Origin of the sequence: Phreatobacter sp. AB_2022a (assembly GCF_026847585.1) — a bacterium.
Lineage (GTDB): Bacteria > Pseudomonadota > Alphaproteobacteria > Rhizobiales > Phreatobacteraceae > Phreatobacter.
In genome coordinates this window covers 1-12,888 of sequence record NZ_JAPSET010000031.1, presented here as the reverse complement: position 1 = coordinate 12,888, position 12,888 = coordinate 1, and the positions used below count along the sequence as shown (strand labels likewise).

16 protein-coding genes and 1 pseudogene are annotated in these 12,888 nt (G+C 67.7%); 14 read left to right on the top strand and 3 right to left on the bottom strand.

Going from position 1 to position 12,888, the window contains the following annotated elements; all coding sequences use genetic code 11:
* The first annotated feature begins 8 nt into the window (after positions 1–8).
* From rpsH to rplQ, 12 genes and pseudogenes are all read left to right on the top strand, one after another.
* A complete protein-coding gene (gene rpsH, locus OZ671_RS20845) occupies positions 9–407 on the top strand; it encodes a 30S ribosomal protein S8 (RefSeq protein ID WP_038312240.1) in 399 nt (132 codons plus the stop codon).
* A 35-nt stretch (positions 408–442) separates the two neighbouring features.
* Positions 443–976 carry a 50S ribosomal protein L6 gene (gene rplF / locus OZ671_RS20840; protein WP_038312243.1) on the top strand — a complete coding sequence of 178 codons (534 nt, stop codon included), beginning with the start codon at positions 443–445 and terminating at the stop codon, positions 974–976.
* A 48-nt stretch (positions 977–1,024) separates the two neighbouring features.
* Positions 1,025–1,387 (top strand): 50S ribosomal protein L18, encoded by a 363-nt coding sequence (gene rplR, locus OZ671_RS20835; RefSeq protein WP_038312246.1) that lies wholly within the window; start codon positions 1,025–1,027, stop codon positions 1,385–1,387.
* A gap of 37 nt (positions 1,388–1,424) precedes the next feature.
* Positions 1,425–1,973: a 30S ribosomal protein S5 gene (gene rpsE, locus OZ671_RS20830; RefSeq protein ID WP_038312249.1), complete on the top strand. Its 549-nt coding sequence runs from the start codon at positions 1,425–1,427 to the stop codon at positions 1,971–1,973.
* Between the two features lie 10 nt (positions 1,974–1,983).
* Positions 1,984–2,169 (top strand): 50S ribosomal protein L30, encoded by a 186-nt coding sequence (gene rpmD, locus OZ671_RS20825; RefSeq protein WP_038312251.1) that lies wholly within the window; start codon positions 1,984–1,986, stop codon positions 2,167–2,169.
* Between the two features lie 4 nt (positions 2,170–2,173).
* Positions 2,174–2,650: a 50S ribosomal protein L15 gene (rplO, locus tag OZ671_RS20820; RefSeq protein ID WP_038312254.1), complete on the top strand. Its 477-nt coding sequence runs from the start codon at positions 2,174–2,176 to the stop codon at positions 2,648–2,650.
* Positions 2,651–3,013: 363 nt separating this feature from the next.
* On the top strand, positions 3,014–4,345 hold the full coding sequence (secY, locus tag OZ671_RS20815; protein WP_038312257.1) for a preprotein translocase subunit SecY: 1,332 nt from the start codon (positions 3,014–3,016) through the stop codon (positions 4,343–4,345).
* Positions 4,342–4,920, top strand: a pseudogene (locus tag OZ671_RS20810) (adenylate kinase); the annotation flags it as partial. The gene secY and the pseudogene OZ671_RS20810, both read left to right, overlap by 4 nt.
* Before the next feature lie 206 nt (positions 4,921–5,126).
* Complete coding sequence (rpsM, locus tag OZ671_RS20805; protein WP_268862529.1) at positions 5,127–5,495, top strand: 30S ribosomal protein S13; 369 nt, start codon at positions 5,127–5,129, stop codon at positions 5,493–5,495.
* A 91-nt stretch (positions 5,496–5,586) separates the two neighbouring features.
* Positions 5,587–5,976 carry a 30S ribosomal protein S11 gene (gene rpsK / locus OZ671_RS20800; RefSeq protein WP_038312265.1) on the top strand — a complete coding sequence of 130 codons (390 nt, stop codon included), beginning with the start codon at positions 5,587–5,589 and terminating at the stop codon, positions 5,974–5,976.
* A 114-nt stretch (positions 5,977–6,090) separates the two neighbouring features.
* Complete coding sequence (locus OZ671_RS20795) at positions 6,091–7,125, top strand: DNA-directed RNA polymerase subunit alpha (RefSeq protein WP_268862563.1); 1,035 nt, start codon at positions 6,091–6,093, stop codon at positions 7,123–7,125.
* Between the two features lie 48 nt (positions 7,126–7,173).
* Positions 7,174–7,602, top strand: a complete 429-nt coding sequence (rplQ, locus tag OZ671_RS20790) for a 50S ribosomal protein L17 (RefSeq protein WP_038312268.1) — start codon at positions 7,174–7,176, stop codon at positions 7,600–7,602.
* A gap of 103 nt (positions 7,603–7,705) precedes the next feature.
* Here the strand turns inward: rplQ and OZ671_RS20785 are convergent, their stop codons facing one another.
* Together OZ671_RS20785 and cnbZ are read right to left on the bottom strand one after the other, a co-directional pair.
* Entirely contained in the window at positions 7,706–8,926 is a 1,221-nt protein-coding gene (locus OZ671_RS20785) for a YbfB/YjiJ family MFS transporter (RefSeq protein ID WP_268862528.1), read from the bottom strand.
* Positions 8,923–9,669 (bottom strand): 2-amino-5-chloromuconate deaminase CnbZ, encoded by a 747-nt coding sequence (gene cnbZ, locus OZ671_RS20780; protein ID WP_268862527.1) that lies wholly within the window; start codon positions 9,667–9,669, stop codon positions 8,923–8,925. The genes OZ671_RS20785 and cnbZ overlap by 4 nt, the downstream gene beginning before the upstream one ends.
* Before the next feature lie 163 nt (positions 9,670–9,832).
* Here cnbZ and OZ671_RS20775 point away from each other — a divergent pair, with 163 nt between their 5' ends.
* Complete coding sequence (locus OZ671_RS20775; RefSeq protein WP_268862526.1) at positions 9,833–11,260, top strand: DegQ family serine endoprotease; 1,428 nt, start codon at positions 9,833–9,835, stop codon at positions 11,258–11,260.
* 1 nt (position 11,261) lies between these two features.
* Positions 11,262–12,572 carry a replication-associated recombination protein A gene (locus OZ671_RS20770; RefSeq protein ID WP_268862525.1) on the top strand — a complete coding sequence of 437 codons (1,311 nt, stop codon included), beginning with the start codon at positions 11,262–11,264 and terminating at the stop codon, positions 12,570–12,572.
* A gap of 55 nt (positions 12,573–12,627) precedes the next feature.
* On the opposite strand, the gene OZ671_RS20765 is transcribed toward OZ671_RS20770, so the two are convergent.
* Positions 12,628–12,888 (bottom strand): hypothetical protein (locus OZ671_RS20765; RefSeq protein ID WP_268862524.1); only part of this gene is annotated, 261 nt, incomplete at its 5' end.

The following is a 12,888-nucleotide window of genomic DNA, read 5'->3' as shown; positions in this document are numbered from 1 at the left end:
GGGGACCCATGGCTCTCAACGATCCGCTCGGCGATATGCTGACCCGCATCCGCAATGCGCAGATGCGCCGCAAGAACCGCGTGACGACGCCGGGCTCCAAGCTGCGCGCCCGCGTGCTCGAAGTGCTGAAGTCGGAAGGCTATATCCGTGACTATATGACGGTGACCCATCCGAACGGCCGTTCCGAGTTCGAAATCGAACTCAAATATTTCGACGGCGAGCCGGTGATCCGCCGGATCGCCCGCGTGTCGAAGCCCGGCCGGCGCGTCTATGCCGGCGTCGGCAACACGCCGCGCGTGTCGAACGGCCTCGGCATCACCATCATTTCGACCCCGAAGGGCGTGATGGCCGACCATGAGGCTCGCGACCAGAACGTGGGCGGGGAGGTGCTCTGCACGGTCTTCTGACCGGCGGAGCAGCTTCAGGACGAGGAATTCTTCCCATGTCTCGTATCGGCAAGAAACCGGTCGCCGTGCCCGCGGGCGTCACCGCCCAGGTCAGCGGCCAGACCGTCAAGGTCAAGGGCCCGAAGGGCGAACTCGCCTTCACCTGCCCTGACGACATCGTCGTCGGCCTCGAGGGCAATGCCCTCAAGATCGACCCGCGCGACCAGAGCAAGCGTGCCCGCTCCATGTGGGGCATGGCGCGCACCCGCGTGTCCAACCTGGTCGTCGGCGTGACCAAGGGCTTCGAGAAGAAGCTCGAGATCACCGGCGTCGGCTATCGCGCTGCCGCCCAGGGCAAGGTGCTGAACCTGGCTCTTGGCTACAGCCACGACATCAACTATCCGGTGCCGGCCGGCATCACGATCGCGACGCCCAAGCCGACCGAAATCGTGGTGTCCGGAACGGACAAGCAGCAGGTCGGACAGGTCGCCGCCGAGATCCGCGAGTTCCGCGGTCCGGAGCCCTACAAGGGCAAGGGCGTCAAGTACGAAGGCGAATTCATCTTCCGCAAGGAAGGCAAGAAGAAGTGATGGTGGCGGCCCCGCTGGCGGGGCCGATCCATCGAAGAGGAGCCGATCATGGCCAATTCAAAGGATGCAACGGAGCGTCGCAAGGCGCGTGTTCGTCGTGCTCTGCGCACGGCGGCGAATGGGCGTCCGCGGCTTAGCGTGTTCCGGTCGTCGAAGCATATCTATGCACAGATCATCGACGACCAGAAGGGCGTGACCGTCGCGAGTGCCTCCTCGCTCGAGAAAGAGATGAAGTCTTCGCTGAAGACCGGTGCGGACGTCGCCGCGGCCAATGCCGTCGGCAAGCTCGTCGCCGAGCGCGCGGTGAAGGCGGGCGTCACCGAGGTCGTGTTCGACCGCGGCGCCTATCTCTACCACGGGCGGGTCAAGTCTCTCGCCGAAGGCGCCCGCGAGGGCGGCCTGAGCTTCTAAGCGAACACGGGCGGTTTCCGCCGAAAGGACTTAATTCATGGCTCGTGAACGTGAGCGGGACCGCGAGGAGCGGGACTCGGAATTCACCGACAAGCTGGTGCACATCAACCGCGTTTCGAAGACGGTGAAGGGCGGCAAGCGCTTCGGTTTCGCTGCGCTCGTCGTCGTCGGCGACCAGAAGGGCCGGGTCGGCTATGGCCACGGCAAGGCGCGCGAAGTGCCGGAAGCCATCCGCAAGGCGACCGAAGCTGCCAAGCGCGGCTTCATCCGCGTCGCGCTGCGCGAGGGCCGGACGCTGCATCATGACGTCGCCGGCCGCCACGGCGCCGGCAAGGTGATCCTGCGCGCCGCTCCCGCCGGTACCGGCATCATCGCGGGCGGCCCGATGCGCGCCGTCTTCGAGACGCTCGGCATGGCCGATGTCGTCGCCAAGTCGATGGGCTCGTCGAACCCGTACAACATGGTGCGGGCGACTTTCGACGCGCTGAAGAACCAGGACAGCCCGCGCTCCGTCGCGGCGCGCCGCGGCCTCAAGGTGTCTGCCCTCCAGGGCCGTCGCCGCGAGGAGGGCGAAGGCGACGCGTGAGGATCAGACGATGACCAAGAAGACCGTCACGCTGGAGCAGATCGCATCGCCCATTCGCCGCGAAGGTTCGCAGCAGGCGACGCTGATCGGCCTCAAGCTGAACAAACTGCACCGCCGTGCCACGCTGGAGGATACTCCGGCCGTCCGCGGCATGATCGCGAAGGTGGCTCACCTCGTGAAAGTGGTCGAGGGCTGAGATCATGAAACTCGTCGACTTGAAGGACAATGAAGGCGCCGTAAAGCGCCGGATCCGCGTCGGCCGCGGCATCGGCTCGGGCAAGGGCAAGACCGCTGGCCGTGGCGTCAAGGGCCAGAAGTCCCGCTCGGGCGTTGCGATCAAGGGCTTCGAGGGTGGCCAGATGCCGCTCCATCGGCGCCTGCCGAAGCGCGGTTTCAACAACATCTTCCGCCCCGACTATGTCGAGGTGACGCTGGGCCGGATCCAGCGCGCGCTCGACGCCGGCAAGCTGAAGCCGGGCGCCATCGATGAGGCGGGCCTGGTGGCCGCCGGCGTCGTGCGCCGCTCGCGCGACGGCATCCGGGTGGTCGCGACCGGCGAGATCAAGGCTGCCGTGCAGCTCACCGTCCACGGCGCCTCCTCGGGCGCGGTCGCGGCGGTCGAGAAGGCCGGCGGATCGATCACCGTGCTGAAGCCGAAGGCCGAAGCGGCTGCCTGAGCGGCAGCCGGCGATCCCGGAGCCGGCAAGCAGGCCGCGCCGCGAAGGCGCGGGAGCTTCGGCACCAGGATACAGGAAGCCTGAACGATTGCGTCAGGGGTCGGTTCGCAAGGACCGGCCCCTTTCGTCTGATGCGGTCCGCCCCCGGCGGGAAAGCTTGCGCAACCGCGCTTTCGGGAACCGGTGTTCCGGGCTTTCACGCAACAGGCGGCCCCTTTCGTCTGACGCGGTCCGCCCCCGGCGGGAAAGCTTGCGCAACCGTCCTTTCGGGGACTGGCGCTTCGGGCTTCGGGCCGCTAAGTGAATGCAACCTTTCGACGGACAAGCTTCGCCGCGTCCGCGACCACTTGCATCGGAGCCACCATGGCATCGGCAGCGGAACAATTGGCCGCCAACCTGAATTTCGGCGCCCTGGCCAAGGCCGAGGACCTGAAGAAGCGCATCTGGTTCACCCTCGGCGCGCTGCTCGTCTACCGGATCGGCACCTATATCCCGCTGCCGGGAATCGACCCGGAAGCGCTCCGCCAGATCTTCACCTCGTCGCAGGGCGGGGTGCTCGCGATGTTCAACGTGTTCGCCGGCGGCGCCGTCGGGCGCATGGCGATCTTCGCGCTGAACATCATGCCGTATATCTCGGCCTCCATCATCATCCAGCTTCTGACCGCCGTCGTTCCCGAGCTCGAAAAGCTCAAGAAGGAAGGCGAGATGGGCCGCAAGCAGCTCAACCAGTACACCCGCTATCTGACGGTGGTGCTGGCGGTGTTCCAGTCCTGGGGCATTTCGGCGGGCCTGCAGTCCTCCGGGCAGATCGTCGCCAATCCCGGCCTGTTCTTCATGATCACCACGGTCATCACGCTGACCGGCGGCACCATGTTCATGATGTGGCTCGGCGAGCAGATCACCCAGCGCGGCATCGGCAACGGCATCTCGCTGATCATCTTCGCCGGCATCGTGGCGGAACTGCCGAGCGTGCTGGCCCAGGCCTTCGAGCTCGGCCGCCAGGGTGTCCTGTCGACGCCGCTGCTGCTCGGCCTGCTGATCCTGATCGTCGTCACCGTCGCGGTGATCGTTTTCTGCGAGCGCGCCCAGCGCCGGCTGCTGATCCAGTATCCGAAGCGCCAGGTCGGCAACAAGGTGTTCGAGGGCAATTCCTCGCACCTGCCGCTGAAGCTCAACACGGCCGGCGTCATCCCGCCGATCTTCGCCTCCTCGCTGCTGCTGCTGCCCACCACCGCGCTGTCGTTCCAGGCCAATCCGCCGGAATGGCTGCGGCTGATGTCGCAGCTGCTCGGCCATGGCCAGCCGCTGTTCCTGGCGCTCTATCTCCTGCTGATCGTGTTCTTCTGCTTCTTCTACACCGCGATCGTGTTCAATCCGCAGGAGACGGCCGACAATCTGCGCAAATATGGCGGCTTCATCCCGGGCATCCGGCCCGGCGAGAAGACGGCGGCCTATATCGACTATGTGCTGACCCGCATCACGGTGATCGGCGCCGCGTATATCGCGCTGGTCTGCCTCATCCCGGAGCTGATGATCGCCCAACTCGGCCAGAGCTTCTATCTGCTCGGCGGCACGTCGCTCCTGATCGTCGTGACCGTGACGATGGATACGGTCGCTCAGGTCCAGGGGTACCTTCTGGCTCACCAGTACGAAGGACTGGTCAAGAAATCCCAACTGCGGGGGAAGCGTCGATGAAACTGATTCTGCTCGGGCCTCCCGGAGCGGGGAAGGGGACCCAAGCACAGCGCCTGGTCGATCGGCACGGCATCGTGCAGCTGTCGACGGGCGACATGCTGCGGGCGGCGGTGAAGGCCGGCACGCCCGTCGGGCTGAAGGCCAAGGACGTGATGGCGCGCGGCGAGCTTGTCTCCGACGAGATCGTGGTCGGGATCATCGAGGACCGGATCGCCGAGCCGGACTGCGCGAAGGGCTTCATCCTGGATGGCTTTCCACGCACGGTCGGTCAGGCCGAGGCGCTCGATGCCATGCTCGGCCGTCATGGGCTGAAGCTGGATGCGGTGATCGAGCTCGTCGTCGACGAGGCGATCCTGTTGCAGCGCATCGAGACCCGCGTCGCCGAGATGACGGCGCGCGGTGAGCCGGTGCGGCCGGACGACAATGCCGCCGCGCTGCACAAGCGCCTCGAGGCCTATCGGGCTCAGACGGCGCCGGTGTCGCACTACTATGCGACCAAGGGCACGCTGCACACGGTCGACGGCATGGCGCCGATCGACGAGGTGACGCAGGCGATCGCGGCGATCCTCGAGGCGTGAGACGGGGGCGCGATTGCGCCTTGACGAACGGGCCTGCAACGGTTATGTGGCACGCCTCGTTCAAATGACGGAAACGGGCTCCGTTTGCGTGAGCAGACGGCGCCTTTTTCGTTTGGCGAACACCCATGCAGGGGCCGGCCTCCACCGGCGCATGGTTCTTTTCACCGCCGCGCGTCGCCGCGTGGCCGACATGGAGACGAGAAATGGCTCGTATCGCGGGTGTCAATATCCCGACCAACAAGCGCACCGTCATTGCGCTGCAGTACATTCACGGCATCGGCGCGAAGTTCGCCGCCGAGATCTGCGAAAAGGTCAAGATCCCGGCCGAGCGTCGGGTCAACCAGCTGACCGACCAGGAAGTGCTGCAGATCCGCGAAGTCATCGACCGCGACTACATGGTCGAGGGTGACCTGCGTCGTGAAGTGTCGATGAACATCAAGCGTCTGATGGACCTCGGCTGCTATCGCGGCCTGCGCCACCGCAAGGGCCTGCCGGTCCGCGGCCAGCGCACCCATACCAATGCCCGCACCCGCAAGGGGCCCGCCAAGGCGATCGCCGGCAAGAAGAAGTAAGCATTCCGGCCGGAGCGGTCCTGCCGCTCCGGCGCATGTTTTCCCGAGCGCCTGGCATCACGGGCGCGTCTGAAGGACAAGGACAGAAGTCATGGCCAAGGAAGCCACACGCGTTCGCCGCCGCGAGCGCAAGAACATCGCATCGGGCGTCTGCCACGTGAATGCGTCGTTCAACAACACGATGATCACGATCACCGATGCCCAGGGCAATACCATTGCCTGGTCGTCGGCCGGCACGATGGGCTTCAAGGGCTCGCGCAAGTCGACCCCGTATGCCGCCCAGGTCGCCGCCGAGGACGCCGCCCGCAAGGCCACCGAGCACGGCATGCGGACCGTCGAGGTCGAGGTCTCCGGTCCGGGCTCGGGCCGTGAATCGGCGCTGCGTGCGCTGCAGGCCGCCGGCTTCACCGTCACCTCGATCCGTGACGTGACGCCGATCCCGCACAACGGCTGCCGCCCGCGCAAGCGTCGGCGCGTCTGATTCGTCTGTCGTTTCGCAATCGCCGGCCCGCCCTGCAGCGGCCGGCGGTTCCATGTCCCCATGATCGGGGAAACGGGCGTCAAGGTCCTGCAGGGGACGAGACAGCGGCCCGCTATCAGCGAAGGTGATACCGTGATCCAGAAGAACTGGCAGGAACTGATCAAGCCGGAGAAGCTCAACATCGTCGCCGGCGACGACCCGAAGCGTTTTGCGACCGCGACCGCCGAGCCGCTCGAGCGCGGTTTCGGCGTGACGCTCGGCAACGCGCTGCGGCGCATCCTGATGTCATCGCTCCAGGGCGCGGCCGTTTCGGCCGTCCAGATCGACGGCGTGCTGCACGAGTTCTCGTCGATTGCCGGCGTGCGTGAGGATGTCACCGACATCATCCTCAACATCAAGGACATCGCCATCAAGATGCAGGGCGATGGACCGAAGCGCATGGTCCTGCGCAAGGACGGCCCGGGCGTCGTCACCGCCGGCGACATCCAGACGGTTGGCGACGTCGTGGTGCTGAACCCCGACCTCGTGATCTGCACCCTCGACGAGGGCGCCGCGATCCGCATGGAGTTCACCGTCAACACCGGCAAGGGCTATGTGCCGGCGGAGAAGAACCGGGCCGAGGACGCGCCGATCGGGCTCATCCCGGTCGACAGCCTCTACTCGCCGGTCAAGAAGGTCTCGTACCAGGTCTCGCCGACCCGCGAAGGCCAGGTGCTCGACTACGACAAGCTCACCCTGTCGGTGGAAACCAATGGCTCGGTGAGCCCGGACGATGCCATCGCCTATGCGGCGCGCATCCTGCAGGACCAGCTCGAAATCTTCGTGAACTTCGAGGAGCCGCGCAAGGAAGTGGTCCAGGAGCAGATCCCGGATCTCGCCTTCAACCCGGCACTCCTGAAGAAGGTCGACGAGCTCGAACTGTCGGTCCGCTCGGCGAACTGCCTGAAGAACGACAACATCGTCTATATCGGCGACCTGATCCAGAAGACGGAGGCGGAAATGCTCCGCACTCCGAATTTCGGCCGCAAGTCGCTGAACGAAATCAAGGAAGTGCTTGCCCAGATGGGCCTCCACCTCGGGATGGAGGTTTCGGGCTGGCCGCCGGAAAATATCGAAGAGCTGGCCAAGCGCTTCGAGGACCACTACTGATCACACTCCCGCCGACCGTGAGGTCCGCGGGTCATCGGAGGACATGGGATGCGCCACGGCAAGGCCCACCGCAAATTCAACCGCACGGCGGAGCATCGCAAGGCGATGTTCGCCAATATGTGCGCCGCGCTGATCAAGCACGAGCAGATCGTCACCACCCTGCCGAAGGCGAAGGACCTGCGTCCGATCGTCGAGAAGCTGGTGACCCTCGGCAAGCGGGGCGACCTGCATGCCCGCCGCCAGGCGATCTCGCAGCTGCGCGACGAGACCATGGTCAAGAAGCTGTTCGACGTGCTCGGCCCCCGTTATCAGGCGCGCCAGGGTGGCTATACCCGCGTCCTGAAGGCGGGCTTCCGTCACGGCGACAATGCGCCGGTGGCCGTGATCGAGTTCGTCGACCGCGACGTCAATGCCAAGGGCCAGGATTCGGGCCCGGTGCAGGCGAAGGCGGACGAGGGCGAGCAGGTCGCCGCCTGATCGGCTGATCGACGCTTGCGGAAAAGTGAGGTCCGCGCCGGTTCCCTGAATAAGGGAGGCGTGAGCGGGCTGGTGCAGGGCGGCCTTCGGGTCGCCCTTTTTCTTATGCCGGTCGGCGCCCGCGGCTGGCGGCAAGCTCGACGGCGAGGCCGGCCGCGAGGATCGCGGCAGCGCTGACGAAGACGAACTGGTGGCTGCCGGTCGCCGCCAGCAGCGCCGTGAAGCCATAGGCGCCGGCCGCCTGGAAGACGGCGAACAGGATGGTCTGCAGCGCCCAGGCCTTGGTGTGCGCGAGCGGTCCGACGATTTCGCGGGTCCGGCCCGAGGCGAGCGAACCGAGACCGATCATCAGGCCACCGCACAGCATGCCCGAGAGAACCAGCAACGGCAGGCTCGCGGTCAGGGCGGGCAGGAGCGCGCCGAGCGCCATCAGCGCGACGACGATGCGCAGCGCCGCCGCATAGCCGAAACGGTCGGCCGCCATGCCGGCGATCAGGGGCGCGGCAACGGCCGTGGCGCCGGAAGCGGTCCAGATCCAGCCGCCGGCGGCAAGGCCGTGGCCGAGGTCGCGGGCGACGTGATCGACGAAGAACAGCGTATGCGGCACATAGCCGATCGAGGCGCCGGCATAGGCGGCGGCGAGCCCGAGGAACGGCGCCGAACGCCGCCATGAGGGCGCGGCCGCCTCCGGGGCGGAGCCGGGCGCTGGTTCCGGGGCCGGTGCGGCAGGCAGCAGCGCCATCATGATGAGGCTGGCGACGATCAGGACGGCGGTCAGTCCCAGCCAGGCGCCAGCCGGTCCGGCGCCGGCGAGCAGCGGCACGGCGACGCCGGACAGGGCAAAACCGATGCCGACCCCGGCAAAGGTGATGCCGCCGGCCCGGCCGCGATGGCTCGGCGCCACCACGCCGGCAATGACCGGCGGCACGACGATCATGAAGATGCCGCCGGTGAGGCCGGACACTGCCCTCAGCGTGATGAAGGCCCAGTCCGGCAGGGGCATGGCCGAGAGCCCGAACGCGAGCACGGCGAGCAGCGCGGCGGCGAAGGCCGCGCGCCTGAGGCCGAGCCAGGCCGCGACGCCGATGGCGGTGACCGCGCCCAGGATGTAGCCGGCGAGGTTGAAGGCCCCGGCAAGGTGCAGGATGGTCGGGCTGGTCCAGCCGGCCTCGACCATGATCGGGATCAGCGGCGGATAGCCGAAGCGGCCGAGACCGATGCCGATCAGCATGCCGCAGAAGCCGGCGAGGGCGGGGCCGAGGAAGCGTGCCGGGGCAGCGGGGGCCGTCGGCGCGGCGATGCCGGACGGTTCGGCCGTGGTCACGCGGTCCGCTCGACGGTGACGCTGCGGCAGTCCATCTCATAGTCGAGACCGATCACCGGCGGGCGGTTGTAGTGCCAGGTCAGCCCGGCCCGCGCGGCGCCGCGCCGGACGATCTCGTCGGCGAGGAAGGGGTGGATGTCGTGCACGCAGTAGAGCTGCGTCGCCGTCGTGTCGGCCCAGCCATGGCCGAAGGCCGCCATCCGCTGTTCCATGGCGTCGAGCACGAACACCGCCTTGTCACGCAGGGCTTCGGCGGAACTGTCCCGGTAGCGCACGATTCGTTCGGCATAGGGGGCGTTGCCGCCGCGCGCCTCGGCGCCCCCCGATATGACGAAGGACGGCGCGCCGGCATCCCCGGTCGCGACGAAGGAAAAGGCGTGGAAGGACGGTTCAGCCGGCGGCGCGATTTCCGGACAGACATTGGAACGGGCAACTGGATTGGTGGTGCCGTCGAACAGGCCCCAGGCGCGCAGCGTCTCGACATAGGCCTCGTTGAAGGAACGGAAGCCGCTGTCGGAAAACGGCGCGGGCGAGCGCAGCTCGCAGGCGCAAAAGGCGGTCAGCGGCCGGCCGCTTGCCCGGATCAGGGCGGCGATGGCTTCGAAGCCTTCCCTGAGTGGCAGCGGCTTGCGGAAGGTGATGCGCTCGACGTGATGACCAGGATCCGCCGCAATGCCGGACGAATATTGGAAGACGCTTGGAATGAAACGGTAATTGCCGGCTGCGAATGCGCTCGTCGTCATGGGGCTGCCCCTTGTTTCCACGCGTTCCCCTGAACAGCGAGCCTCGCGGCTCGGCCGGGGCCGGTCAACTCACGGCTGCGCATTCGACCACTGCTCCGGGCGCGGCTATGCAGCGCTCTGACGTAGCGTTTCTCTTCCGGGCGGCCGGCGCGGAGGCTATGATATGACCATGACACGATTTGCCCCCATCACTGCCGTTTCCCTCCTCGTTTCCGCGCTCGGACTGGCGGCGCCCGCCTTTGGCCAGGCCCCCCCCCGCCAGGCGCCGGCCAACCGCGCCGAAATCCAGCTCTCGTTCAGTCCGGTGGTCCGCAAGGCGGCCCCGGCGGTCGTCAACGTCTATGGCGCGCGCGTCGAACAGGTGCGCAACCCGTTCTTCGAGGACCCGATCTTCCGCCGCTTCTTCGGCGACCGCGGCGGCGGATCCGGGCCGCGGCGCGAGGAGGTGGCCCGTTCGCTTGGTTCCGGCGTGGTTGCCGACCGGTCGGGGCTCGTCATCACCAACAACCATGTCGTCGACGGCATGACCGAGGTGAAGATCGCGCTTGCCGACCGGCGTGAATTCGAGGTCGACATCATCCTGCGCGATCCGCGCACCGATCTTGCCGTGCTGAAGATCAAGGGGGCGCCGCCGGATCTTGCCGTGCTCGATATCGGCGATTCGGAAGCGCTGGAGGTCGGCGACCTCGTTCTCGCCATCGGCAATCCCTTCGGCGTCGGCCAGACGGTCACCCAGGGCATCGTCTCGGCGCTGGCGCGCTCGCAGGTCGGCGTGTCGGACTATCAGTCCTTCGTGCAGACCGATGCGGCCATCAATCCAGGCAATTCCGGCGGCGCGCTGGTCGACATGAATGGCCGTCTCGTCGGTATCAACACGGCGATCTTCTCGCGCTCGGGCGGCAGCCACGGCATCGGCTTCGCCATTCCCACCGCCATGGTTCGGCTGGTGCTGGAATCGGCGCGCAGCGGCAGCCAGGTGGTGCGGCGGCCCTGGTTCGGCGCGACCTTGCAGCCGGTCACCGCCGAGCTCATGGAAAGCCTCGGCCTGACGCGGCCGGCCGGTGCGCTGGTGGTCAATACGGTGGCCAATTCCCCGGCGGCCCGGGCCGGGCTGAAGCCGGGCGACCTGATCACCGGCGTCGATGGCCACCCGGTCAACGATCCCGACGGTTTCGGCTACCGCTTCGGCATCCGCCCGGTCGGCGGCTCGACCACCCTGCAGGTCACGCGCGAGCGGCGGCCGATGACCGTCACGGTGGCGCTCGAGCGGGCTCCGGAAGGCCCGCGCGACGCCGAGGTGATGACCGGTCCGTCGCCGTTCCAGGGCGCGACCGTGACGACACTGTCGCCGGCCATTGCCGAAGAGGTACGCGTCTCGCATCGCAACGAAGGCGTGGTGGTGACCAAGGTCGAACCGGGCTCGCCGGCCCAGCAGATCGGCCTGCAGCCCGGCGACCTCGTGCTGGGCGTGAACGGCGCCGAGATCAAGTCGCCCGGCGAGCTGCAGCGGGCGACCGCCCAGCGTTCGCGGCTCTGGCGCTTCCAGATCGACCGGCAGGGCCAGGTGATCAATTCGATGACGGGCGGCTGAAGTGGATCTTTTCGAGGCGGCCGGCCCGGATCCCAAGACGCCGCGCCCGCTCGCCGACCGCCTGCGGCCCCGCACGCTCGCCGAAGTGGCCGGTCAGGACCATCTGACCGGGCCCGATGGCGCGCTGACCCGGCTGCTGCGCACGCGCTCGCTCGGCTCGCTGATCTTCTGGGGCCCGCCCGGCACCGGCAAGACGACGGTCGCGCGGCTGCTCGCCGGCGAGACGGATCTGGCCTTCGAGCAGATCTCGGCGATCTTCACCGGCGTCGCGGACCTCAAGAAAGTGTTCGAGCAGGCGAGGTCGCGGCGCATCCAGGGGCGCGGCACGCTGCTGTTCGTCGACGAGATCCACCGCTTCAACCGCTCGCAGCAGGATGCCTTCCTGCCGGTGGTCGAGGACGGCACGGTGACGCTGGTCGGTGCGACCACGGAGAACCCGTCCTTCGAGCTGAATGCCGCGCTTCTCTCACGGGCGCGGGTCCTGACCTTCAAGGCGCTGGACGAGCCGGCCCTCGGCAAGCTGCTCGACCGGGCCGAGGCGGAGGAGGGCCGGCCGCTGCCGCTCGACTCCGATGCCCGCGAGGCGCTGGTGCGCATGGCCGACGGCGACGGCCGCGCCGTGCTGACGCTTGCCGAGGAGGTCTGGCGCGCGGCGGGGCCGGGCGAGGTGTTCGATACGGCCGGGCTCGTCGAGATCGTGCAGCGGCGGGCGCCGATCTACGACAAGGCGCAGGAGGGCCACTACAACCTCATTTCCGCGCTGCACAAGACCGTGCGCGGCTCCGACCCGGACGCGGCGCTCTACTACCTCGCCCGCATGCTGGATGCCGGCGAGAACCCGCTGTTCATAGCCCGCCGCGTGGTGCGCATGGCGGTGGAGGATATCGGCCTCGCCGACCCGCAGGCCCTGGTCGTGGCCAATGCTGCCAAGGATGCCTATGACTTCCTTGGCAGCCCCGAGGGCGAGTTGGCGCTGGCGAATGCCGTGCTCTACGTCGCCACGGCGCCGAAATCGAACGCCGCCTATACTGCCTGGAAGGCCGCTTCGGCTCTGGCCAAGGAGCGCGGCAGCGTGATGCCGCCGAAAACCATCCTCAACGCCCCGACCAAGCTGATGAAGGCCGAGGGCTATGGCGAGGGCTATCGCTACGACCATGACGAGCCCGACGCCTTCTCGGGCCAGAACTATTGGCCGGAGGCGATCGGCCGCCAGTCCCTGTACCAGCCGGTGGAGCGTGGTTTCGAGCGCGAGATCCGCAAGCGCATGGACTGGTGGGACAAGCTCAGGCGCGAGCGCGGCGAGCCCGGCTGACGGCGCGCGGGCCGCGGCGCGTGACTATCGCGCCTTGCGGCTCTATGGGATTGCATCAGGCGATCGCGTCGTTCGCGGCTGGCGCGTTCACGACCATCGCGGTGAGGAGTTCGGTATGAAGGGCAGAGGAGGGCGCTCCTCCGGTCCCGGCGGCAGGCCGCCCAGGGACGGGTCGTCGCGTGGCGGCGCCTCGCACAAGGGACCGCACCGGCAGGGTCTGCAGCGTCCGGGTGCGTCGCGCCCGCGCTCGCAGCGTTCCGGCGCACCGCGCCGGGATGTCGAGCGGCGGGATTTCGAACGCGAGGATGCCGCGCGC